The organism is Herbaspirillum chlorophenolicum, assembly GCF_001189955.1.
GTDB classification, from domain to species: Bacteria; Pseudomonadota; Gammaproteobacteria; order Burkholderiales; family Burkholderiaceae_D; genus Herbaspirillum; species Herbaspirillum chlorophenolicum.
Window position 1 is genome coordinate 1 of sequence record NZ_LFLT01000050.1, and the last position, 24,573, is coordinate 24,573.

General features: G+C 62.8%; 20 protein-coding genes. 17 read left to right on the top strand and 3 right to left on the bottom strand.

Annotation, left to right across the window (positions count from 1 at the left end; all coding sequences use genetic code 11):
• Nucleotides 1-281: 281 nt before the first annotated feature.
• From AKL28_RS20495 to AKL28_RS20515, 5 genes are all read left to right on the top strand, one after another.
• Nucleotides 282-1,307, top strand: coding sequence for an acyltransferase family protein (locus tag AKL28_RS20495; RefSeq protein WP_050470171.1), 1,026 nt, complete (start codon nt 282-284; stop codon nt 1,305-1,307).
• Between the two features lie 195 nt (nt 1,308-1,502).
• Nucleotides 1,503-5,204: a trifunctional transcriptional regulator/proline dehydrogenase/L-glutamate gamma-semialdehyde dehydrogenase gene (putA, locus tag AKL28_RS20500; RefSeq protein ID WP_050470172.1), complete on the top strand. Its 3,702-nt coding sequence runs from the start codon at nt 1,503-1,505 to the stop codon at nt 5,202-5,204.
• Between the two features lie 257 nt (nt 5,205-5,461).
• Complete coding sequence (hslV, locus tag AKL28_RS20505; protein ID WP_050470173.1) at nt 5,462-5,998, top strand: ATP-dependent protease subunit HslV; 537 nt, start codon at nt 5,462-5,464, stop codon at nt 5,996-5,998.
• 90 nt (nt 5,999-6,088) lie between these two features.
• Nucleotides 6,089-7,438 carry an ATP-dependent protease ATPase subunit HslU gene (hslU, locus tag AKL28_RS20510; protein WP_050470192.1) on the top strand — a complete coding sequence of 450 codons (1,350 nt, stop codon included), beginning with the start codon at nt 6,089-6,091 and terminating at the stop codon, nt 7,436-7,438.
• Nucleotides 7,439-7,464: 26 nt separating this feature from the next.
• Entirely contained in the window at nt 7,465-7,674 is a 210-nt protein-coding gene (locus AKL28_RS20515) for a hypothetical protein (RefSeq protein WP_050470174.1), read from the top strand.
• Nucleotides 7,675-7,764: 90 nt separating this feature from the next.
• On the opposite strand, the gene AKL28_RS20520 is transcribed toward AKL28_RS20515, so the two are convergent.
• From AKL28_RS20520 to cyaY, 3 genes are all read right to left on the bottom strand, one after another.
• Entirely contained in the window at nt 7,765-9,903 is a 2,139-nt protein-coding gene (locus tag AKL28_RS20520; protein WP_050470175.1) for a TonB-dependent receptor, read from the bottom strand.
• 236 nt (nt 9,904-10,139) lie between these two features.
• Entirely contained in the window at nt 10,140-10,607 is a 468-nt protein-coding gene (gspG, locus tag AKL28_RS20525; RefSeq protein ID WP_050470176.1) for a type II secretion system major pseudopilin GspG, read from the bottom strand.
• 129 nt (nt 10,608-10,736) lie between these two features.
• Nucleotides 10,737-11,069 carry an iron donor protein CyaY gene (gene cyaY, locus AKL28_RS20530; RefSeq protein ID WP_050470177.1) on the bottom strand — a complete coding sequence of 111 codons (333 nt, stop codon included), beginning with the start codon at nt 11,067-11,069 and terminating at the stop codon, nt 10,737-10,739.
• On the opposite strand from cyaY, the gene lptM reads away from it, so the two are divergent.
• The 12 genes from lptM (at nt 11,068) to AKL28_RS20585 (ending at nt 24,427) form a co-directional block, all read left to right on the top strand.
• Nucleotides 11,068-11,319 (top strand): LPS translocon maturation chaperone LptM, encoded by a 252-nt coding sequence (gene lptM, locus AKL28_RS25390; protein WP_414735706.1) that lies wholly within the window; start codon nt 11,068-11,070, stop codon nt 11,317-11,319. The two genes, cyaY and lptM, sit on opposite strands and share 2 nt — an antisense overlap.
• Before the next feature lie 77 nt (nt 11,320-11,396).
• On the top strand, nt 11,397-12,680 hold the full coding sequence (gene lysA, locus AKL28_RS20535; RefSeq protein ID WP_050470178.1) for a diaminopimelate decarboxylase: 1,284 nt from the start codon (nt 11,397-11,399) through the stop codon (nt 12,678-12,680).
• A 340-nt stretch (nt 12,681-13,020) separates the two neighbouring features.
• Nucleotides 13,021-13,950 carry a hypothetical protein gene (locus tag AKL28_RS20540; protein WP_050470179.1) on the top strand — a complete coding sequence of 310 codons (930 nt, stop codon included), beginning with the start codon at nt 13,021-13,023 and terminating at the stop codon, nt 13,948-13,950.
• A gap of 261 nt (nt 13,951-14,211) precedes the next feature.
• Complete coding sequence (locus tag AKL28_RS20545; protein WP_050470181.1) at nt 14,212-15,669, top strand: high affinity choline transporter 1; 1,458 nt, start codon at nt 14,212-14,214, stop codon at nt 15,667-15,669.
• Between the two features lie 131 nt (nt 15,670-15,800).
• Nucleotides 15,801-16,550 (top strand): trehalose-phosphatase, encoded by a 750-nt coding sequence (gene otsB / locus AKL28_RS20550; RefSeq protein ID WP_050470182.1) that lies wholly within the window; start codon nt 15,801-15,803, stop codon nt 16,548-16,550.
• 89 nt (nt 16,551-16,639) lie between these two features.
• A complete protein-coding gene (locus tag AKL28_RS20555) occupies nt 16,640-18,529 on the top strand; it encodes a glycoside hydrolase family 15 protein (RefSeq protein WP_050470184.1) in 1,890 nt (629 codons plus the stop codon).
• A complete protein-coding gene (otsA, locus tag AKL28_RS20560) occupies nt 18,529-19,923 on the top strand; it encodes an alpha,alpha-trehalose-phosphate synthase (UDP-forming) (RefSeq protein WP_050470185.1) in 1,395 nt (464 codons plus the stop codon). Before AKL28_RS20555 ends, otsA begins: the two co-directional genes overlap by 1 nt.
• Before the next feature lie 187 nt (nt 19,924-20,110).
• Nucleotides 20,111-20,467, top strand: coding sequence for an FmdB family zinc ribbon protein (locus tag AKL28_RS20565; protein ID WP_050470186.1), 357 nt, complete (start codon nt 20,111-20,113; stop codon nt 20,465-20,467).
• Between the two features lie 25 nt (nt 20,468-20,492).
• Nucleotides 20,493-21,128 (top strand): DUF502 domain-containing protein, encoded by a 636-nt coding sequence (locus tag AKL28_RS20570; RefSeq protein ID WP_050470188.1) that lies wholly within the window; start codon nt 20,493-20,495, stop codon nt 21,126-21,128.
• 94 nt (nt 21,129-21,222) lie between these two features.
• Nucleotides 21,223-23,028: an aspartate--tRNA ligase gene (gene aspS / locus AKL28_RS20575; protein ID WP_050470189.1), complete on the top strand. Its 1,806-nt coding sequence runs from the start codon at nt 21,223-21,225 to the stop codon at nt 23,026-23,028.
• Between the two features lie 66 nt (nt 23,029-23,094).
• Nucleotides 23,095-23,595 (top strand): dihydroneopterin triphosphate diphosphatase, encoded by a 501-nt coding sequence (gene nudB / locus AKL28_RS20580; protein WP_050470190.1) that lies wholly within the window; start codon nt 23,095-23,097, stop codon nt 23,593-23,595.
• A 40-nt stretch (nt 23,596-23,635) separates the two neighbouring features.
• Entirely contained in the window at nt 23,636-24,427 is a 792-nt protein-coding gene (locus AKL28_RS20585) for an endonuclease/exonuclease/phosphatase family protein (RefSeq protein WP_050470191.1), read from the top strand.
• Nucleotides 24,428-24,573 lie beyond the last annotated feature (146 nt).

The window sequence follows — 24,573 nt, forward strand, 5'->3', positions numbered from 1 at the left end:
AGGCGGCACTCCTATCGCTGGCTGTAGCACCATGACGCCGCATGCGCCACGGATGCGGCGTTTTTATTGATGGGTTGCAGATAGCATCCCAATCGACGCCGTCCCTGCGAAAGCAGGGACCCAGTGGCGTGCAGCGCGCCTCATCCTTCCGCTCGGGCTGAATGGCCCAACAGCAGTGCTCTCGCATTTGCCTGAACTCATACCCGTTTCACACTGTCCTTTTACACAACAGGCCCGGGCTTGTTGCGAGGCAGCCCGGCACCCATCGCAAAGGACAGCGCATGCAACGCGAGCAATGGATAGACGTCTTCCGCGGCATCGGCATCGTGCTGGTGGTATGGGGCCACGTCTATGGCGGCTACAGCTTCGACCTGATTTTCCTGTTCCACATGCCGCTGTTCTTCTTCATCAGCGGTTACCTGTTCCGCCCGGTCGACGATATTGCAGCATTCGCCCGCCGCAAGGCAATACAGCTGCTGATTCCTTATGCCGTGTTTCTGCTGGCCATCCATATTCCACTGGCCGTCGACCTGTTTGCCAACAAGCCGCACGACAAGGCCGCCGTGTTCGATTTCGCTGGCGACTTGCTGCTGGGCGGAAGCCGCCTGTCGTCGTGGGTGGCGGCGTTCTGGTTCGTGACCAGCTTTTATGCGGTGCTGCTGGTGGAAGCCTGGCTGCTGGGGCGCTATCGCCGTCGCACGCTGCTATGGCTGCATGCGGGCATGCTGGCGTTGAGTTATGCCAACAATTGGTTCTTCCCGGCCCTGCAGGTGCCGTGGGCGATCAATGTGGCGTTGGCGGCAGCGCCGTTTTTCTATGCCGGCTACCTGTTGCATGCCATGCCGCAGCAACGGCGCACCTACCGCGCAGCGGCGGTGGCGGCCGGACTGGCATGCGCGGTACTGCTCGCCAATCGCTACTTTGGCTGGAATCTCGGCCTGGGTTACGACATGAAGGTGGCCCACTACGGCGTGCCCGTCCTGACCTTCGCCGCCGCCCTGGCCTGCTGCGTGACGCTGATGCGCATCGCTCGCCACATCGCCTTCCGCCATACGGCCGTTGCGCGTTGCCTGGCCGGACTGGGACAGGCGGCATTCGTGATCATGTTCATGCACATGGTGTTCACCATGGGAGTGGCGGTGCTGCTTGGCGAGCGCTACATGTTTGCCCGTTTTGCGCTGGGCCTCATGGGCAGTTACCTGGTGTATCGTGAAAGCCGCAAGCATGTATGGAGCCGTGCCTTGCTGCTCGGTTCGGCGAGCGATTTCGCGCTGCTGCGCCGGCGCCGTGGGCAGGCGCGCGGCTGAGTTGGGCCGCAGGCTGATGTTGGGCGATTTCTTGCCCGCCTGTTGAAAATTTAATTTAGAGATAAGTGAAATCACTAAATTAAATACTGGTTAATGCAATCAAATACAGAATTAATATTGGTTGTTCCCGCATAGAATCCGGGGGCGAAAACCTCTTCCAATTCACCGGTATTTACTGATATTTCCAGTCCATCCATGACCATCGCCGCCCCGACCACCACCACGGCTGACGCCCCCGTTTCTTCCTCCGGCCTGCCTTTCGGCGCCTTTCACGCCGAGGTGCAGCACGCTCCCGGCGCCTTGCGTGCCGCCATCACCGCAGCTTATCGCCGTGACGAACCCGAAGCGGTGAAATGGCTGTTGGGCCAAGTCAAGAGCCAGGCACCCTGGCAGGAGCAGACGCAGCAGCTGGCCAAAAAGCTGGTGCAGCAAGTGCGCGAGAAGCGCACGCGTTCCTCCGGCGTGGATGCGCTGATGCATGAATTCTCGCTGTCCTCCGAAGAGGGCGTGGCGCTGATGTGCCTGGCCGAGGCGCTGCTGCGCATTCCCGACCGGCAGACCGCGGATCGCCTGATTGCCGACAAGATCAGCAAGGGCGACTGGCGCAAGCACTTGGGCGAGTCGCCGTCGCTGTTCGTCAATGCCGCGACCTGGGGCCTGTTGATCACCGGCAAACTGGTGTCCACCAACAGCGAAAGCAGCCTGACCTCGGCCATCACGCGCCTGATCGGCCGTGGCGGCGAGCCGCTGATCCGCAAGGGGGTGGACCTGGCCATGCGCATGCTGGGCAACCAGTTCGTCACCGGCCAGACCATTGAGGAAGCATTGGACAACAGCCGCGAAAATGAGAAGCGCGGCTATCGCTATTCCTACGACATGCTGGGCGAGGCGGCACTGACCATGCACGACGCCGATGCCTATTACCAATCCTACGAGGATGCGATCCACGCCATCGGCCGTGCCTCCAACGGCCGCGGCATCAAGGATGGCCCAGGCATCTCGGTCAAGCTCTCGGCGCTGCACCCGCGCTATTCGCGCGCCCAGCAATCGCGCGTGATGGAGGAGTTGCTGCCGCGCCTGAAGCAACTGCTGCTGCTGGCCAAGCAATACAACATCGGCCTGAACATCGACGCCGAGGAGGCCGACCGCCTTGAGCTGTCGCTGGACATGATGGAAGCGCTGGTGGCCGATCCCGATCTGGCCGGTTTCGACGGCCTGGGCTTTGTCGTGCAGGGTTACCAGAAGCGCTGCCCGTTCGTGATCGACTACCTGGTCGACCTGGCGCGCCGCAACGGCCGCCGCCTGATGATCCGCCTGGTCAAGGGCGCCTACTGGGACAGCGAAATCAAGCGCGCCCAGGTCGACGGCCTGGAAGGCTATCCGGTCTACACCCGCAAGGTGCACACCGACCTGTCTTACCTGACCTGCGCGCAAAAGCTGCTGGCCGCCACCGACGTGATCTACCCGCAGTTCGCCACGCACAATGCGCATACGCTGGCGGCGATCTGGAACTGGGCCAAGCTGCACAACATCGACGATTACGAGTTCCAGTGCCTGCACGGCATGGGCGAGACCCTGTACGACCAGGTGGTCGGCCAGGACAACCTGGGCAAGGCTTGCCGCGTCTATGCGCCGGTCGGTTCGCACCAGACGCTGCTGGCCTACCTGGTGCGCCGCCTGCTGGAGAACGGCGCCAATTCGTCCTTCGTCAACCAGATCGTCGACGAAGCCGTGGCGCTGGACAAGCTGGTGGCCGACCCCATCGAGACCGTGCGCGCCCAAGGCGGGTTGCCGCACCCGGCCATCGCGCTGCCGCACAGGCTGTACGGCCAGGAGCGCAAGAATTCGGCCGGCATCGACCTCTCCAACGAAGAGCGCCTGCGCCAATTGGACCAACTGTTCGGCCGCATGGCCGACCGCCAATGGCAAGCCGCGCCGCTGATCGCAGGGGACGTTGTCGCTACTGAACAGCAGATCGTGCGCAACCCGGCCGACCACCGCGAAGTGGTGGGTGGCGTCATCGAAGCCGCATTGCCGGACGTCGAAACCGCGCTCGCCGCCGCTACTGCATTCGCACCGCAATGGCAAGCCACGCCGGCCGCCGAGCGCGCTGCGTTGCTGGAGCGCGCGGCCGACCTGCTGGAAGCCGACATTGCCGAACTGATGGCGCTGGCCGTGCGCGAAGCCGGCAAGTCGTTGCCCAACGCGATTGCCGAAGTGCGCGAGGCGGTGGACTTCCTGCGCTATTACGCCATCCAGTCGCGCCATGACGGCAATGCGCTGGCCTATGGCCCGGTGGTGTGCATCAGCCCGTGGAACTTCCCGCTGGCGATCTTCATCGGCGAAGTCAGCGCCGCGTTGGCCGCCGGCAATGTGGTGCTGGCCAAGCCGGCCGAACAGACCGCGCTGATCGCGCACCGTGCCGTGCAATTGCTGCATGACGCCGGCGTGCCGCGCGCTGCGCTGCAATTGCTGCCGGGCCGTGGCGAGACCGTCGGCGCAGCGCTGACTTCGGATGAGCGCGTCAAGGGTGTGATCTTCACCGGCTCCACTGAAGTCGCCCAATTGATTAACCGCACTTTGGCCAAGCGCAACCACGGCGAGAATGGCGAACACGGCGACGTGCCGCTGATCGCCGAGACCGGCGGCCAGAACGCGCTGATCGTCGACTCCAGCGCCCTGGCCGAGCAGGTGGTGGTGGATGTGCTGTCGTCTGCCTTCGACAGCGCCGGGCAGCGCTGCTCGGCGCTGCGCGTGCTGTGCCTGCAGGAAGACATCGCCGACCGCACGCTGGAGATGCTGAAGGGCGCCATGGCCGAATTGCGCGTGGGCCGTCCCGACCGCCTGGCGACCGATATCGGCCCGGTGATCGATGCCGAGGCGCAGCAGAATCTGCTGGCTCATATCGAGCGCATGCGCGGCAGCGCCAAGTCGGTACACCAGCTGAAGCTGGACGCCGCTTGCGAACATGGCACCTTCGTGCCGCCGACGGTGATCGAGATCGATAACCTAGGCCAGTTGCAGCGTGAAGTGTTCGGCCCGGTGCTGCACGTGCTGCGCTACCGCCGCGACCAGCTCCCGCAACTGGTCGACGCCATCAACGCCACCGGCTATGGCTTGACCCTGGGCGTGCATTCGCGCATCGACGAGACCATCGATTTCGTGGCCGAGCGCGCACACGTGGGCAACATTTACGTGAACCGCAACATCGTCGGCGCCGTGGTGGGCGTGCAGCCCTTCGGCGGCGAAGGCAAGTCCGGCACCGGTCCCAAGGCCGGCGGGCCGCTCTACCTCAAGCGCCTGCAACGCAATCCGCAGTTGCAGGAAGAGTTGCAAAAGGCGCAGCCGGCTGCAGTCGCCAACGCCTTGCTGGATAGCTTGTTGCACTGGGCCAAGACCCACGGCCATGAACGCCTCGCTGCCGCCGGCCAGCGTTATCACGACGACAGCCTGCTGCAGCGCAGCCTGCTCTTGCCCGGCCCGACCGGCGAGCGCAACACGCTGGCCTTCGCTCCGCGCGGCCTGGTGCTGTGCGTGGCGGGCAGTGTGGGCACGCTGCTGAACCAGTTGGCCGCGGCCTTCGCCACCGGCAACACGGTGGTGGCCGATGCGGCTACCGCCGCCTTCATTCCGGCCGGCCTGCCGCAGCAGGTACGCGCGGCCATCTGCAAGTCGGACCAGCTGGATGGCGAACCGCTGCAGGCCGCGCTGGTGGACAGCCATGCGGTACAAGCCTGGCGCGGCAAGCTGGCCGCCCGTGACGGCGCGCTGGTGCCCATCATCGTGTGCAGCGAAGACACGGCGATCCCGCTGTGGCGCCTGCTGGCCGAGCGCGCGCTGTGCGTGAACACCACTGCGGCCGGCGGCAACGCCAGCCTGATGACGATCTCGGTCTGACGTTGCGGCCTCGGGCGCGGTATGGCGCCTGTCCCTGATTTGCCCTCCTTCGGGCGCTTCGGCAGCGATGCCGCAGCGCCCGTTTTTATTGCGGGCGTAAAATACCGTCCTTCGATGGCATTTAGGCAATGCCTTGCAATCCGTCCGACCAACCCCATCTCGAAAAAACGCGGACGGCTCAGCCCCGCCCGAATGGGATGAGGGGTGGCCCGGCATCCGCAGGCAGCACACAACGCACATATTGAACAGAGGCAAGCATGGAACAATTTCACGGCACCACCATCCTTTCCGTTCGCCGCGGCAACGAGGTCGCGCTAGGCGGCGACGGCCAGGTGACGCTCGGTAACATCGTCATGAAGGGCACCGCGCGCAAGGTGCGCAAGCTGTACCACGGCAAGGTCCTGGTCGGTTTCGCCGGCGGCACGGCCGACGCCTTCACGCTGCTCGACCTGTTCGAGGCCAAACTGGAAAAGCACCAGGGCAACCTGATGCGCGCCTCGGTCGAGTTGGCCAAGGACTGGCGCACCGACCGCATGCTGCGCCGCCTGGAAGCGATGCTGCTGGCGGCCGACAAGGAAAGCACGCTGGTCATCACCGGCAACGGCGACGTGCTGGAGCCGACCGACGGCATCGGCGCCATCGGCTCGGGCGGCACTTACGCGCAGTCGGCGGCCAAGGCGCTGCAGGAAAATACCGATTTGTCGCCGGCCGAGATCGTCAAGAAGTCGCTGACCATCGCCGGCGAACTGTGCATCTACACCAACCTGAACCACATCATCGAAACACTCGAATAAGGTGAGCGAGCGCTTGAACCGGACATGGCAAGGCTTGCCTCCCGGTTCCTTTTTCACCCGATGAACAGCCTCAGCGAAAAGAACATTGCCATGAACATGACCCCCAATGAAATCGTCTCCGAACTCGACAAGCACGTCGTCGGCCAGGGCCGCGCCAAGCGCGCGGTGGCTATCGCGCTGCGTAACCGCTGGCGCCGCCAGCAGGTCGAAGAGCCGCTGCGCCACGAGATCACGCCGAAGAACATCCTGATGATCGGCCCCACCGGCGTGGGCAAGACCGAGATCGCGCGCCGCCTGGCCAAGCTGGCCGACGCGCCCTTCATCAAGATCGAAGCGACCAAGTTCACCGAGGTCGGCTATGTCGGCCGCGACGTCGACACCATCATCCGCGACCTGGTCGACATCGGCATCAAGCAGACCCGCGAGGTGGAAGTGCGCAAGGTGCGCGCCCGCGCCGAAGACGCCGCCGAAGACCGTATCCTCGACATCCTGCTGCCGCCCGCGCGCGACTTCGGCTTCACGCCGGAAGGCAGCACCGGCGGCGGCGCTGAGAAGGATGAAAAGAACACCACCCGCCAGACTTTCCGCAAGCGCCTGCGCGAGGGTGCGCTGGACGATCGCGAGATCGAGGTCGAGTTGTCCGAAGGCGGGCAGCAGATGGAAATCATGGCGCCGCCGGGCATGGAAGAGATGACCGAGCAGATCAAGTCGATGTTCTCGGGCCTGGGCAATCAGCGCAAGAAGGCGCGCAAGGTCAAGATCAAGGAAGCCATGAAGTTCCTGATCGACGAGGAAGCCGCCAAGCTGGTCAACGAGGACGAACTGAAGAAAAAGGCGATCGCCAATGTCGAGCAGAACGGCATCGTGTTCCTGGACGAGATCGACAAGATCGCTACCCGTTCGACCAACGGCGGCGCCGACGTTTCGCGCGCCGGCGTGCAGCGCGACCTGCTGCCGCTGGTGGAAGGCACGACGGTGAACACCAAGTACGGCATGATCAAGACCGACCACATCCTGTTCATCGCCTCGGGTGCGTTCCACCTGTCCAAGCCGTCCGACCTGATCCCCGAGTTGCAGGGCCGCTTCCCGATCCGCGTCGAGCTGGACTCGCTGTCGATTGCCGATTTCGAACGCATCCTGACCGGCACCGACGCCTGCCTGACCAAGCAGTACCAGGCTTTGCTGGCGACCGAAGGCGTGCAGATCGAATTCGTCGAGAGCGGCATCAAGCGCTTGGCGGAGATCTCCTACTCGGTCAACGAGAAGACTGAAAACATCGGGGCCCGCCGCCTGTACACGGTGATGGAAAAGCTGCTGGAAGAGATCTCCTTCACTGCGGGTGAAGCTGGCGTGGGCGGATTCACGATTGACGAGGCCTACGTCAACGAGCGCCTGGGCGAACTGGCGGTCAACGAAGACCTGTCGCGCTACGTGCTGTAAGGCGCGACGCAGAGGAGGGCACTGCGATGGCCAACAAGGGAATGGGAACGCGGCAGAAGCTGAGTTTTCGCGTGGAGCCCTCGCAGCGCACTGCCAAGCCGCGCAATCCGGTTGCCGTCGCCGCGCAGCAGCGCGCAGGCGGCGCCGGGCCGCATCGCAAGAGCCAGTCGGGCGAGCGGCAGCAGCTCAAGTCGGAACTGTTGAAGAAACTGGCGGACGGCGGCGACAAGCTGTAAGAAAAACCGACGTCCCGCCATCCGGCCGCACAAACAAAAACCTCCGCGGATCGCTCCGGCGGAGGTTTTTTATTGCCGCAAGACTTGGGCTTACATGTGGTAGCGCAAGGTCAGCGCCACGTTGCGCGGTGCGCCCGGCAGGCTCAGGTTGGGGCTGGTGCCGTGGCCCGAGACGATGTAGCCGGTGTTGAAGATGTTGTTGATGTTGAGCTGGATGTCGTACTTGGCGGTGCGGTAGGCCGCCATCGCATCGGCTGTCACGTAGCCGGGCAGGGTGACGGTGTTGCCGGGGTTGGCGAAGCGCGCACCCACGGCGTTGGCGCCGCCGCCGACGATGAAGCCGCTGCCCAAGTCCTTGGTCAGCCATACGTTGCCGCTGTGCTTGGGTGTCAGGGTGGCGTTCTTGCCTTTGAAGGGGACTGCGCCAGCCGCAGTGACGCTGCGATCCACGCCGATCGAGTCGGTAATGACGGCATCCAGGTAGGCGTAGCCGGCCATGACCTTCCAGCCATCCTTAAGGTCAGCGCTCAGGGTGAGCTCCATGCCGTCGGTACGCTGCTTGCCAACTGGGACCAGAAGATTGTTATTGGTCGGATCGGCGGCCTTGATGTTGTCGCGTTCCAGGCGGAATACCGACACCGTGGCGCTGGCGCGGCCGTCCAGGAAATCGTACTTGGCGCCGGCTTCTGTATTGCGGGTGACTTCAGGCGCCAGGTTAGCATTGGTCACCGCCAGCGGCAGCAGTTCGGCGGAAGGCTGGAACGAGCGGCTCCAGGACAGATAGTAGGACTGAACTTCGGTCGGTTGCCATACTAGGCCGGCGCGCGGACTGAAGGCATTGTCGGTACGCGACAGATCGCCTGGCGCAGAGCCGCCGACGATGCGCGACTTTTGCTTGAAGCTGTCGTAACGCAGGCCAAGCAGTGCTTTCCATTGGGTGTTGAAGGCGATCGAATCCTGCAGGTACGCCGCGGTTGTGTCGTAGGTGCCGTAGGTGCTGGTCGGCGCTCCCAGCAGGTTCGGGTTCACTGGCTGCAGCACCGGATTGAAGATCGAGGTGGTCCAGTTGGAACTAAGCGGGGCGCTGTAGCTTGCGGCGTCCTTGCTTTGGCTGCCGAATTCGATGCCGTACAGGATTTCGTGTTTCGTTTGGCCCAGTTGCAGCTTCTGGGTCAGTTCGCTCTGGTTGAACCAGCCGTTTTCGTCGCGGTTGAGTTTGGCGTGTGCCAGCGTCATCATGCCGGTTGCTTCGTTGACGTTGCCGCTGATGTTGGTGTTGTTGCGATTCAGATGGTAGTCGTAGTAACGGAAGCCGTTGCGGAACGATAGCGTGTCGTTGAGGCGATGTGTGAAGGTGGCCGAAGTGGACATCACGCGCGACTGGCTGAAGTCGGCATCGCGTGCATTGGAGGCGCCGTAGTAGGTGCCAGGATCAACGCTGACCGGACGCCCCTTGTATGAAGGAATGCCGAAGTCGGTCAGACGACGGTCTTCCAGATAATCGGCTTGCAGCAGCAGCTTGGTATCCGACGAGAAACGCAATTCCATCGACGGGGCAATCGCGGTGCGGTCGATGAATTGCTGGGCGCGGTAGCTGTCGCCGCGTTCCACGGCGCCGGTCAGGCGCCAGGACACCACGCCGTTGTCGGTGGCGCCACGGCCCAGATCCAGTTCGGCGCGGCGGCCGGCGGTGCTGTTGGCAGTGAAGCTGACATCGGACACATCCACGCCCGGCTTCTTGGTCACGCGGTTGATCAGGCCGCCCGAAGAGCCTCGGCCATACAGAACGGCTGCCGGGCCCTTGATCACTTCCACCGTTTCCACGTTGGAGAGGTCGCGGAAATACAGCGCGTCGTCGCGGAAGCCGTCGACGAACTGGTCGCCGATGGCGGTGAAGCCGCGGATGAACACCTGGTCACGCTGGCCGTCGCCGGTCGACATGCCCAAGCCTGGCACGTTCTTCAGCACATCCTGCAGCGAAGTGGCGTTCTGGTCCTTGATCACCTGCGCCGGCACCACGTTGATGGTCTGCGGGATATCGCGCAAAGGCGCTTCGCTCTTGGTGCCGCTGATGGCGGTGGGCGCGACGTAGGCGTCGTTGGTGCGCGAGCCGCTGACCTGCACCTGGGGCAGGCTGTCTGTTGTTTGGGCGAAACCGAGGGGAGTGACGGAGCAGGCGGAAAGGGCAGTCAGCACAGCGAGGCGGCCGGGCTTGAGGCGGAACTTCATGGGATTTTCTTTGTTTAGTTAATAGGAATCGTTTTTATTAATATTACCGATTAACTGTAAAAAGATGTAAGGATTTTGCGCGTGGGTGCGTGCGCGCAACAACAGGAAAAGATTTGGGGAGAGAGGCTTGATGGCGTATGGCCACCATGCTAGAGGCCAGTGGTTTATTGCCCGGCGAGAATGCGGGGGCAAAAAAAAAGCGGCCAGTGGCCGCGGCAGGATGAGTTGGCTTGCCTTCAGTGCAGGCGAATCACATGGGCATCGTCTTCGCCGCCGTCAGGGCCGGCTTCGCCGAAAGAGAACAATTGGTAGCTGGCGCCGTCCTCGTCTGCACCGTACTGGTAAGAATTGCCCCAGGGGTCGCGCGGCAGGCGTTCGACGTAGCCGCCGATGGGCCAGTTGTCCGGCACCGGTGCGCGCACCGGCTTGATCACCAGCGCCAGCAGGCCTTGCTGGGTGCTGGGGTAGCGGCCGTTGTCCTTGCGGTATTGCTCCAGGCCTGCGCTGATGGCGCGCAGGGCCGATTCAGCCGCTTGCGTTTGCGGGCTGTGGTCGTGGCTGATGCGTGTGACCAGTTTCGGCAGGCCCAGCGCGGCTGCCACCGACAACACCGTCAGCACGATGATCCAGCGCAAGCGCGCGAGGCCGCGTTGCAGGAACAGGAAGGCAGGGTGCCGTTTGGATGGAAAGAGAGAACGGCGCATGGGTGCTGCTGGCTTCAATTCAAGTCAGGTGGCAAGGTTGGAAAAGGTGCAAGTATAAGCGCCGGAACGTGGAAAAAGCGACATCGGCCGCATCGGGGCGGTATTCCAGGCGCTAAGTACCGGTGCGCGTCAAGCCTGCAGGGTGACTTGCACGCCACTCTGGCTGCTGACGACTTCCGACAACGCGGCGTACATTTCGGAGCCGTCGCGGGTGTTGAGCCAGCGCTGGCCGTCATATTTGTAGTGAAAACCGCCGGAGCGGGCGGCAATCCACAGCTCCTGCATCGGCGCCTGGCTGTTGACGATGATCTTGGAGCCGTTATCGATGCATTCGATTTCCAGGACGTTGCCGCTACGGCTGCATTCGACGTCCAGGTCGCCGTCGTCGCAGGCCTTTTCCAGCGCGCCTTCGATGGCATTGAGTGTGGCGTCGGCCAAGTCCAGGAATTCCGTTTCCGTCATGCTAAACTCCAAAGCATTCTCAAGATTTACAGTAATCCACCATTCTATCGTGAAGTCACCTAATTCTCTTGCCCGCCGTGCGACCGTAATGGCAGCCTCTTCGTTGCTCCTGATCTTGGCCGGCTGCGGCCAGAAGGGGCCGTTGTACATGCCCAAGATCCCGCCCGATCCGCTGGCCCAGACTTCGCCCAAACCGGATGCATTCAAATCCGCTGCGGAGCAGGCCAAACCGGCCGCCGGCAACGAGTAAGTACTTTACGCCAGCGCCGGTCTGACCCGACCGCCGACGCCGGATCGAACCAACAGATTTCCGTTACCCCGACTTCCATGTCCCATTTTTCCTATCGCAACGGCGTGCTGCACGCCGAACAAGTATCGTTGCAGGCATTGGCCGCGCAATTTGGTTCGCCGCTTTACGTCTATTCCAAGGCGGCGCTGGTCGAGAATTTCTCGGCTTACGCCGATGCCTGCCGCACGGCCGGCCGAGGCGAGGAGGGCGCGCTGGTGTGCTATTCGGTCAAGTCGAACTCCAACCTGGCGGTGCTGAACCTGTTGGGCAAGCTCGGTTCGGGTTTCGACATCGTCTCCGGCGGCGAGCTGCTGCGCGTGGTGGCGGCCGGCGGCGATGCGCGCAAGGTAATCTTCTCCGGCGTGGGCAAGGGCCGCGACGAGATGAAGCTGGCGCTGGAGCACGACATCCTGTGCTTCAACGTCGAATCCATCCCCGAAGTGGCGCGCCTGAACGAAGTGGCAGGCGAACTGGGCAAGCGTGCACGCATTTCGCTGCGCGTGAACCCCAACGTCGATGCCCGGACCCATCCCTACATTTCCACCGGCCTGAAGGAAAACAAGTTCGGCGTGGCCTATGAGGATGCGCTCAATTGCTATCGCACCGCTGCCGCCCTGCCCAACATCGAAGTGGTCGGCATCGATTGCCACATCGGCTCGCAACTGCTGGACGACTCACCGTTGCTGGAGGCGCTGGACAAGGTGATCGAGATGGTCGATGCGCTGGAAGCGGAGGGTATCCCCATCCACCACCTCGACATCGGCGGCGGCATCGGCATCGTTTATGACGATGAACAGCCGGTCGCGGTAGGCGACTACCTGGCGCGCGTGTTCGCCCGGATCGATGCCTGGCGCAAGCAAAAATACGGCGGCCGCCAGATCCAGGTGATGTTCGAGCCGGGGCGCTCGATCGTCGGCAATGCCGGCGTGCTGCTGACTGAGGTGCAATACCTCAAGCACGGCGAGGGCAAGAATTTTGCCGTGGTCGACGCCGCCATGAACGACCTGATGCGCCCGGCCATGTATGAAGCTTGGCATGGCGTGAAAACCGTCAAGGAAAATGCCGGCCATGCCCAGGTCTACGATGTGGTCGGCCCGGTGTGCGAATCGGGCGACTGGCTGGCGCGCGCACGCGAACTCGCCATCGGAGAGGGCGATTTGCTGGCCCTGATGTCGGCCGGCGCTTACGGCATGACCATGGCGTCCAACTACAACACCCGCGGCCGCGCGGCCGAAGTGCTGGTGGATGGCGATCGCGCGCATCTGATCCGCAAGCGTGAGAATCCGGCCGACTTGTTTGCTCTGGAAAGCATCGCCGGATGATGTAATTCGTTGATGTTTTTGCACACGGCAGCCCCGGCGACGCGGCTGCCGTTTGTTTTTGTTGGCGGCGCGGCAACACAAGCCAGGACTGGGATGTAGAAATTTTGCTGCACCTGCATTCTTTGATTTGCCTTTCAGAAATTTGGGCGCAAAATAAACCCCCCGTTGAAGAATACGCCCGCATAAATAAGCCGCTATCGATGCTGATACCGGCGACTACGGAGACCGGGCAGAAACATACCAAACGAACGGGAGGTGTCCGATACCGCCGGGATGGCGCGGACGGGAACGTGAACGGGTTCAGAGATCCTGAATAGGTTCTCAAACACAGGGGAAGTCAATGCAGGCCCTGCATCGCAATGGGGAAGATCGCGGCCAAGGTGTCGGCGCCGGTGCGCATGCCGACGCCGGTATGCTTGCGCCACATGAGGCCGGAAGGTCTATTTCCGCCATTTCCGACGACGAACTCGAAATCCGTGCATCCCAGATAACTGCCGCTGCCGTGGCCGCCGCCGCGGTGACAGCCGCTGTGGCTACTTCCGCTGAAGCGGATGCGCCTGCCCGCTTCGACGCGCCGGCATCCCCGGTGCCTGGAGTGGCCGTGCCGGCTGCAGCGCCGTTTTTCCAGCCTCAAGCCGAGCCAAGGATTGCCGTATCGGTATTCGATGAGCGGGAGCCGATGCCGCATGCCGCGACGGCATCCCCGCAACGCGCCTGGCCGATTTCGCTGCTGACGCTGGTCGTGATCGGTCTCGCCTTATGGTGGAGTGCCCAATGGCCGTGGCCGGAGCGCGCCTTGAAGCCGATGGCGCCGCACTTGCCTTCACTGAGAAAACAAAAAGCCGCGCCGCCTGTCGCAGCGCCGCTTGCCGCCGTGGCATCAGAACCTGCGGCAGCCCCGGTTGGCGACGAGATCGCCGTCTTGCAGCAGGAAGCCGAAGAAAAGGCCGAATTGCTGGCGCACAAGCGGGCCGCTGCCGAGGCGCACCGCCGACGCGAAGATGCCGCCCTGGCGCTGCGCGAACAGCGCCGCCGCGAAGCCGAAGCCCAATTGGCCGCGGCCCGTGCCAAGGCCGAGCGTGTCCAGCAGGCCGCACCTGAGCAGCCTGCGGTGGTGGATGTCCCGGCTGCCCCCGGACTGGCCGAACAGGTCCAGCAATGCCGCTCGTTATCCCTGTTTGCGCGCGAGGCTTGCCTGTGGAAGTTATGCAACGGCAAATGGGGCAAGGATGGCTGCCCTTCCTACCAGCACAATAACGAAGGCGCCTGACCCTGCCGCCGGCCGCTGATGCGGCGCGGCAGCCCGGTTCCCCTGGTCCATCGTCCCTGCTTCCGGCATTCGCATGGGAGCGTTTCTTGCTTATCGACAAGCTAACCGGCGGGCGCCTGCTGCCCATCGGCAAGCCATGCGTAAATGTGTGCCCGCAGGCGGCTTTTCGCGCCGGAGTTGCCGCTATAATGCGCGTTTTTCTTCTATCCCCCAGGCCTCAGCACCGGTTCATGTACAGGTGCTTATTGCAAGGATCAAGGCATGAATGCACTCCTCTGGTTCGTCGTTCTCTATTGGATCATTTCGGTTGGCATCGGTCTGTACGCCACCAAGTTCGTCAAGAGTTCGAAGGACTACGCCGTTGCCGGCCGTTCACTGCCGATGTCGGTGGTGACCGCTACGGTGTTTGCCACCTGGTTCGGTTCCGAGGCTGTGCTCGGGGTGTCGTCGACCTTCCTGCAGGAAGGCTTGCGCGGCATCGTGGCCGACCCCTTCGGTTCTTCGCTGTGTCTGATCCTAGTCGGCATGTTCTTCGCCAAGAAGCTGTACCGCATGAACCTGCTGACCATCGGCGACTATTACAAGAAGCGCTACGGCCGCGCCGCCGAAATGCTGGTCACCATCTGTATCGTGATTTCCTACCTGGGCTGGGTGGCGGCACAGATCAAGGCGCTGGGCCTGGTGTTCAATGTCGTTTCCGGCGGTTATATCCCCATGCATTGGGGCATGATCATCGGCGCCGGCAGCGTGCTGATCTATACCCTGATGGGCGGCATGTGGGCAGTGGCGATCACCGATTTCCTGCAGATGATCATCGTGGTAGTCGGCATGCTCTACATCGGCTGGGAAGTCTCCGGCATGGTCGGCGGCCCCGGCGTGGTGATCCAGCATGCGTTCGATGCCGGCAAGTTCGAATTCTGGCCAGCGCCCAATGCCAAGGAGGTGCTGTGGTTCTTTGCCGCGTGGATCACCATGATGCTGGGTTCCATCCCGCAGCAGGACGTGTTCCAGCGCGTGATGTCGTCCAAGAGTGAAAACGTGGCCCGCAATGCCTCCATCCTGGGCGGCGTGATTTATTTCTTCTTCGTCTTCATTCCTATCTTCCTGGCCTACTCGGCCACGCTGATCGATCCGGGCATGGTATCCAAGCTGCTGGAGACCGACTCCCAACTGGTGCTGCCCACGCTGATCATGGAGAAGATGCCGGTGTTCGCCCAGGTGATGTTCTTCGGTGCGCTGCTGTCGGCCATCAAGAGCTGCGCCAGCGCGACCCTGCTGGCGCCGTCGGTGACTTTCACCGAAAACGTGCTCAAGGAAATTCGCCCGTGGAAGAGCGACCGCGAATTCCTGCTCTCGATGCGTATCGTGGTGCTGGTGTTTACCGTGGGTGTGACCTGGCTGGCGCTCAGCAGCCAGTCCAGCATTTACCAGATGGTGGAGAGCGCCTATAAGGTCACGCTGGTGGCCGCCTTCGTGCCGCTGGCCTTTGGCGTCTACTGGAAGCGCGCCACCCGCCAGGAGGCGCTGATGGCCATGGTGTTCGGTCTGATCTCCTGGATCACGCTGGAGTACTCGGCACCCGACGGCTTCTGGCCGCCGCAATTGATGGGCCTCTTGTGCAGCATTGGCGGCATGGTGGCCGGCTCCTTGATGCCGCAATTACTGGCACCGGTGCCGCCTATCCTGGCCGGCGCGCCCGAAGGCAGCAGCCAGTCCTGATTTTCCGCTTGTTCGTGATACGGCCGCCCGGCAATGCCGCGCGGCCGTATTTCGTTTTTGTTCTAGGAATAAAGGCAAAGTTGTTCGATAAACAATTGGAACTTATTTGCTATTCATTAACCTGAAAGGACATGACTAAGCAAACTCGCCACTACGATTTTGCTGCCGACGCGTTATTTCTGGACTTCGACGGCACGCTGGTCGATCTCGCGCCACAGCCTGAAGATATTGTGGTGCCGCCGGAACTGATCACGCTCTTGCAGCGAATACAACAAGAATCCAACGGTGCGCTGGCCATTGTCAGCGGCCGCCCCCTGGACCAGCTCGATTTTTTCCTGGCCCCCCTGCGCTTGCCGCTGGCGGGAGTGCATGGAGCCGAGCGGCGCACCGCCGATGGGCGCATCATTGCCCAGCCGGTGGCCGATGTGCATCACCTGCGCCAGCGGCTGATGCCGCTGGTCAATTCGCATGACGGCCTGCAGCTGGAGATCAAGCGCGGTGCGCTGGCCTTGCACTATCGCCATGCCGCCCATCTTCAGCAGCGCTGCATCGACACCATGATCGATGCCTTGAAGCACGAGCCCGGCTTCACCATGCTCAACGGCAAGATGGTGGTGGAGGCCAAGCCGCACGTGAACAAGGGCGACGCTGTCGCCGCCTTTTTGCATGAGACGCCGTTCCGCGGCCGGCGGCCGGTGTTCATCGGCGACGACATCACCGATGAGGCCGGCTTCGCCCTGGTCCAATCGGAAACCATGAACGGCCTGGGTATCAAGGTGGGCGCGGGACCCAGCCAGGCTTTCGCGCGTGTGGACAATCCGGCTGCCGTGCTCGGTTTGTTGCGCCAGGCGCTGGATGCGCATCCGTCCTCCAGCCTTTAGTTCGTCGCCATTGCGCGAGGGCTCGCTAGCAGCCCGGCGGCGCATCAGTCTTCCACCAAGAAATCTGGACAACAGAGCATGAGGGAACCATGAGCCAGCCAAGTACCGATCCGCAGCAAGAACCCCAGCCATCGCCGCATTCCCAGTCACAGCACTCAGAACAGCCGCACCTGGCGGCGCAGGCGCACGACAATCCCTCCACTTCTTCCCTCGACCTCGGCGTGATCGGCAACTGCGCCTTCTCGGCGCTGGTCGACAAGATGGGGCGCATCGTCTGGTGCTGCCTGCCGCGCTTTGACGGCGATCCGGTCTTCAACGCTCTGCTCGACCCCACCGACAACGGCAGCCTGTGGGCTTTCCAGCTGGAGAATTTCTCGCACAGCGAGCAATGGTACGAGCCCAATACCGCAGTGCTGCGCACGCGCCTGTATGACACGCTGGGGCAGGGCATCGAGATCACCGACCTGGCGCCGCGCTTCCACAGCCGCGGCCGCTTCTTCCGGCCATTGCAGGTGGTGCGTCGCATCCACCCGCTGTCGGGCGCGCCGCGCATGCGCGTCATCTTGCGTCCCAAGTTCGACTGGGGCCGTGAAGCGCCGCTGGAAACGCGCGGCAGCAACCACATCCGCTATGTCGGCAATGGGCAGACGCTGCGCCTGAACACCGACGCGCCCATCAGCTATATCGTCGGCGAGACGGCCTTTGTGATCAGCCGCCCCTACAGCTTCATCCTCGGTCCCGATGAAACCCTGCATGGCGGCATCAACGACACCGCGCGCGATTTCGAACAGGAGACGCTGGCCTATTGGCGCAACTGGAGCCGCGCGCTGGCGACGCCCCTGGAGTGGCAGGATGCGGTGATCCGCGCCGCCATCACGCTCAAGCTGTCGGTCTATGAAGACACCGGCGCCATCATCGCCGCCATGACCACCAGCGTGCCGGAAGCGCCCGGCAGCCAGCGCAACTGGGATTACCGTTATTGCTGGCTGCGCGATGCTTTCTTCGTGGTGCGCGCGTTGAACAGCCTGTCCGAACTCGGGACCATGGAAGACTATCTGCGCTGGCTGACCAATGTGGTGGTGCGTTCCGGCGGTGGCCATGTGCAGCCGCTGTACGGCATCGGCCTCGAAGAGGCGTTGCCTGAACAGAACCTCGACCATTTGCCCGGCTACCGGAACTACCCGCCGGTGCGCGTGGGCAACCAGGCCTACGAACATTTCCAGCACGACGTCTACGGCAACATCGTGCTCGGTGCGGCGCAGGCCTTTCACGATATGCGCTTGCATCACCGTGCCGGCGCCGAGCATTTCCAGCATCTGGAAGCGGTCGGCGAACGCGCCTATGAAGTCTATGACCAGCCGGACGCCGGCATGTGGGAGCTGCGCACGCGCTCGCGCATCCATACTTCGTCGGCGCTGATGAGCTGGGCTGCCTGCGACCGCCTGGCCAAGATCGCCGCGCGGCTGGATCTGGCGGAGCGCCAGCAATACTGGCGCGCCCGCGCCGAGGAAATCGGCGAGCGCATCCTGACCGAAGCCTGGAATGAGCAGCGCCAGGCCTATGCCGAAAGTTTCGGTGGCCGCGACCTCGACGCCAGCGTGCTGCTGATGGTCGAAGTCGGCCTGATCGCGCCGACCGACCAGCGCTTCATCTCCACCGTCGACGCATTGGAAAAATATCTGTGCGACGGCCCTTACATGCGCCGTTATGAAGCGCCGGACGACTTCGGCCGGCCCGAGACGGCATTCAACATCTGTACGTTTTGGCGCATTGACGCGCTGGCGCGCATCGGCCGCAAGGAGCAGGCGCGCGCGATCTTCAACGACATGCTGGACGCACGCAACCACCTCGGCCTGCTGTCGGAAGACACGCATCCGGTCACGCGCGAGATGTGGGGCAATTTCCCGCAGACATACTCGATGGTGGGCATCATCAATTGTGCGATGCGCTTGTCGGCGTCATGGGAGGCGGTGATCTGATGGGTAGACTGGTGGTGGTGTCGAATCGCCTGGCCGACCCGCGCAAGCCTGCCGCTGGCGGACTTGCGGTGGCGCTGGGCGAGACGTTGAAGAAGACCGGCGGCATGTGGTTCGGCTGGAGCGGCAAGGTGGTGGAGCAAGGCACGCCCGGCGAAGGCGAACTGCGCGTGCACCAGGCCGGCACGGTGACGCTGGCCGAGCTCGACCTGTGCCAGGAAGACCATGACGCCTACTATCGCGGCTACGCCAATGGCGTGCTGTGGCCGGTGTTCCATTACCGGCTCGACCTGGCGCACTTCGAATCCGGCCATCTGGGCGGCTACCGCCGCGTGAACCAGCTGTTTGCACGCAAGCTGTTCCCGCTCCTGAAACGCGACGACATCATCTGGATCCACGACTATCACCTGATCCCGCTGGCCGCCGAGTTGCGCGCCATGGGTTGCGAGGCGCGCATCGGTTTCTTCCTGCACATTCCGCTGCCGCCGCCGCCGATCCTGACCGCCATCCCCTCGCACGAATGGCTGATGCGCGCGTTGTTCGCCTACGACCTGGTCGGCTTCCAAAGCCATGCCGACCTGCAGCACTTCGCGCAATATGTGCAGGCAGAAGCGACCGCCGAACCGGTTGGCGCCAACCAGTACCGCGCCTTCAACAGCACCGTGCATGCCGGCGCCTTCCCGATCGGCATCGACGTGGCCGACTTCCAGCGCCTGGGCCGCGCCAAGGAGGCGCGCGACACCTATGAAAGCACCAAACAGGAATATTCGCGCCGGCGGCTATTGATCGGCGTCGATCGCCTGGACTACTCCAAGGGATTGCCGCAGCGTATCCGTGCTTTCCGCGAGCTGTTGCGCCTGTATCCGGAAAATCGCCACAGCGCCACGCTGCTGCAGATCGCTTCGCCCAGCCGCGAGGATGTGGAGGCCTACGGCGACATCCAGCACGAGCTGGAAAGCCTGTGCGGCTCCATCAACGGCGACTTCGGTGACTTTGACTGGATGCCGATCCGCTACATCCACCGCACCGTCGCGCGCCGTCGCCTGCCGGGTTTGTACCGCGCCTGTGCCGTGGCGCTGGTCACACCGCTGCGCGACGGCATGAACCTGGTCGCCAAGGAATTCGTCGCCGCCCAGGACGCCGAAGATCCCGGCGTGCTGGTGCTCTCGCGCTTCGCCGGCGCGGCCGAGCAGATGAAGGAAGCCCTCATCATCAATCCCTACGACACCCACGGCGTTGCCCAGGTGATTCAGCATGCGCTGCAGATGCCGCTGGCCGAACGGCGCGAGCGGCATGCGGCGCTGATGGGCAACATTCGCGAGTTTGATGTGCATTGGTGGTGCCGGGAGTTCTTGCGTACGCTGAAGAACTCCCGCCCCGAAACAGTCGCCGCCTGAAAAATTGCATAAAAGCAAATGCGGAGTGCCGGCCGGAGAGGGGTTTTCTTCGTGTTGTCAAAACAATCATTCCGGGTTTGGCCATTGCACAAAGCGCAGCTTGTGGACAAGTCGCCGCACGGGCCGCGAAAAGAGCGCCAAAAGCCTTTATAATTCAGGGTTTTGGAAGTTTTTTGCGGAGTTAGTCATGCCGATTTACGCGTATCGCTGCGAAGCGTGTGGTTTTGCCAAGGATGTCTTGCAGAAGATCTCCGACGATGCGTTGACCGTTTGCCCGTCCTGCAACAAGGACAGCTTCAGGAAGCAACTGACCGCGGCCGGTTTCCAGTTGAAGGGTTCCGGCTGGTATGTGACCGATTTCCGGGGTAACGGCAGCGGTACCAGCAACAGCGTGGGCGCCACCGGTACCGGGCTGGCCTCGAGCGAGACCGCCACGAGCACCGACGCCGCGCCGGCTGCCGCCGCCCCCGCTGCGGCGCCTGCACCTGCAGCACCGGCTGCAGCTCCTTCGACCCCGACCGCTTCCACTCCCAGCGCCAGCTGAGGGGCAGCGTCACCGACCCAGACCCATGCGCAAATATTTCATTACCGGCCTGCTGATCCTGGTGCCTCTGGCCATTACGGTCTGGGTGCTCAATCTGATCATCGGCACGATGGACCAGTCGCTGCTGCTGCTGCCGCCGAGCTGGCGTCCGGAAGCCCTGCTGGGCTTCTATATTCCCGGCCTGGGCACTATCCTTACGCTGCTGATCATTTTCCTGACAGGCTTGGCGGCGCGCAATTTCATCGGCCGCCAGATCGTCTCGGTGTGGGAAGGCATCCTGACCCGCATCCCAGTGGTCAAGTCGATCTATTCCAGCGTCAAGCAGGTGTCGGATACCCTGTTCTCGTCGTCGGGCAACGCTTTCCGCAAGGCGGTATTGATCCAGTACCCGCGCCACGGTTCCTGGACCATCGCCTTCCTGACCGGCACGCCGGGCGGCGAGGTGAAGAACCATCTGGAGGGCGACTACATCAGCGTGTATGTGCCGACGACTCCCAACCCGACTTCGGGTTTTTTCCTGATGCTGCCGCGCGCGGAGTCGATCGAGCTTGATATGTCGGTCGATGAAGCGCTGAAGTACATTGTCTCCATGGGCGTCGTGGCCCCGGAAATGCTGGCCGACAAGAAAATCATCACCGAATCGGCGACGCCTCGCAATTGACGGGGCGACCGGCGCCATTGCGCCGGCCAGCCCCGCCTTCGCTCCCAATCAATACCTCGAATCAAACAAGAACACTGTCAACGGAATCAGAACCATGTCCATGCGAACCCAATACTGTGGCCTCACTACCGAGGCACTGCTCGGCCAAACCGTCAGCCTGTGCGGCTGGGTGCACCGTCGCCGCGATCACGGCGGCGTGATCTTCATCGACCTGCGCGACCGCGAAGGCCTGGTGCAGGTGGTGTGCGATCCGGACCGCGCCGAAGTCTTCAAGAACGCCGAAGCGGTGCGTAACGAATTCTGCCTGCGCATCACCGGTGTGGTGCGCAACCGTCCTGAAGGCACCACCAACGCCAACCTGAAGTCGGGCAAGATCGAAGTGCTGTGCCACGAGCTGGAAGTGCTGAACCCGTCGGTCACGCCGCCGTTCCAGCTGGACGACGACAGCCTGTCGGAAACCACCCGCCTGACACACCGGGTGCTGGATCTGCGCCGTCCGCAGATGCAAAACAACTTGCGCCTGCGCTACAAGGTGGCGATGGAAGTGCGCAAGTTCCTGGACGCGCAAGGCTTCATCGACATCGAAACCCCGATGCTGACCAAGTCGACCCCGGAAGGCGCGCGCGACTACCTGGTGCCCTCGCGCGTGAACGCCGGCGAATTCTTCGCGCTGCCGCAGTCGCCGCAGCTGTTCAAGCAGTTGCTGATGGTGGCCAACTTCGACCGCTACTACCAGATCACCAAGTGCTTCCGCGACGAAGACCTGCGTGCCGACCGCCAGCCTGAATTCACCCAGATCGACTGTGAAACCTCGTTCCTCAACGAACAAGAGATCCGTGACCTGTTCGAAGGCATGATCCGCCTGGTGTTCAAGAACGCGCTCGACATCGACCTGCCGAACCCGTTCCCGGTCATGGACTTCGCCACCGCCATGGGCATGTACGGTTCGGACAAGCCGGATATGCGTGTGAAACTGGAATTCACCGAACTGACCGACGTCATGAAGGATGTTGACTTCAAGGTGTTCTCAGGTGCCGCCAACAGCGAAGGCGGCCGCGTGGTCGGCCTGCGCGTGCCGGGCGGCGCCGACATGCCGCGTTCGGAAATCGATGCCTACACCCAGTTCGTCGCCATCTACGGCGCCAAGGGCCTGGCCTACATCAAGGTCAACGAAAAGGCCAAGGGCCGCGACGGCCTGCAATCGCCGATCGTCAAGAACATCCATGACGCCGCCCTGGCCGCGATCATCGAGAAGACCGGCGCGCAAGACGGCGACCTGATCTTCTTCGGCGCCGACCGCGCCAAGGTCGTCAACGACGCCATCGGCGCGCTGCGCGTGAAGATCGGCCACAGCGACTTCGGCAAGAAGAACGGCCTGTTCGACGAGGCATGGCGTCCGCTGTGGGTGGTCGACTTCCCGATGTTCGAATACGACGAAGACAACCAGCGCTGGGTCGCGCTGCACCACCCATTCACCTCGCCCAAGGATGGCCACGAGGACTTCATCTCGACCAACCCGGGCGCCGCCATCGCCAAGGCCTATGACCTGGTGCTGAACGGCTGGGAACTGGGCGGCGGTTCGGTGCGTATCCACCGCGCCGAAGTGCAGAGCAAGGTGTTCCGCGCGCTGAAGATCGACGACGAGGAAGCACGCCTGAAGTTCGGCTTCCTGCTGGACGCGCTGCAATACGGCGCGCCTCCGCATGGCGGCATCGCCTTCGGCCTGGACCGTCTGGTGACCATGATGGCCGGTGCAGAATCGATCCGCGACGTGATCGCTTTCCCGAAGACCCAGCGTGCGCAGTGCCTGTTGACCCAGGCACCGTCGGCGGTCGACGAGAAGCAATTGCGCGAGCTGCATATTCGCCTGCGTAATACCGAGCCGGCAGTCAAGGCTTAAGCTTGCTGTTTTGGGCATAATGAAAGGCGCCGGTTTCCCCGGCGCCTTTTTCTTTTTGCGAGCGCAATGAACGAACGTCCCTACAAGATTCCTGAGTCGGTGCTGGTGGTGATCCACACCGCCGAACGCGAAGTGCTGCTGATCGAACGTGCCGATAAGGCCGGCTTCTGGCAGTCGGTGACCGGCTCCAAGGACACGCCGGAAGAAGACCTGTCGGAAACTGCCCGACGCGAAGTGCAGGAAGAAACCGGCATCGTGGTGGCAGCCGCAGGGGTAGAATCGAGTGAGGCGATCGGGAACGCCTTGCCGGTGGCTAATTTGCGCGACTGGCAACTTTCCAATATCTATGAAATCTATCCGGTCTGGCGGCACCGTTATGCGCCCGGCGTGACGAAGAACACCGAGCACGTTTTCGGGCTGCTGGTGCCGCGCGATATTCCGGTGACGCTGGCCCCGCGCGAGCACACGCGCTACCAGTGGCTGCCATACCGTGAAGCGGCCGATCGTTGTTTCTCGCCTTCCAATGCGGAAGCGATCCTGCAGTTGCCGAGTTATATGCAAGGCTGAGCCGGGCAGCGTAGCGGGCAGAAGAAGAAAGGTTGTTCTCATGAAGTTGCGTGTCGCGACGTACAACATCCACAAAGGCGTGACTTCGTTCGGCGGCCGGCCGCGCATCCTGGCGCTCAAGCAGGCGCTGGCCCAGCTTGATGCCGATATCCTGTTCCTGCAGGAAGTGCAGGGCCGGCACGACCTGAACGCCCTGCGCCACGAATCCAACTGGCCGCAGCAGGGCCAGCATGAATACCTGGCCGGTGAAACCCATCATTCGGCGTATGGCATGAACGCCGTGTACGATCACGGTCATCACGGCAATGCGCTGATTTCGCGCTTCGCCATCGCTTCGATCCGCAACCAGGATGTTTCCGACCATGCCTATGAGTCGCGTGGCATCCTGCATTGCGTGGTGCCGGTGGATGGCGTGGAAGTGCATTGCTATGTGATCCACCTCGGTTTGTTCGCCGGCAGCCGCCGTCGCCAGACTGCGGCGCTGATCGAGGCAGTGCGCTCTTCCTCGCCGCCCGATGCGCCGTTGATCATCGCCGGCGACTTCAACGACTGGACCAACCAGTTGAGCAAGCTGCTGTATCAGCGCCTGGGTGTGATGGAAGTGTTCGACCAGCCGATCACCAAGGGCCTGATGCACGGCCTGCGCAGGATGGGCGGGTTGTCGGCGCCGATCCGTCCGGCGCGCACCTTCCCGGCGATGCTGCCGTGGCTGCGGCTGGACCGGATCTACCTGCGCGGCTTCAAGGTCGAGGCTGCACAGGTGTTGAGAGAAGGACCGTGGACGCGCCTGTCCGACCACGCGCCCATCGTCAGCGAACTGCACTTGGCGTAGACTGGAGCCGCTAACAAAGCGCCACTGGCCGCGTCGCCTCCTTGCCAGCGACGTTTTGCTAGCGGCGCTTAAACCTGTTGGCAGCACGCGTTTCCTGCCGTTCGCGGCCCATCCCGACTGAACAGAATCAAGAAAAAAGTCCTGCA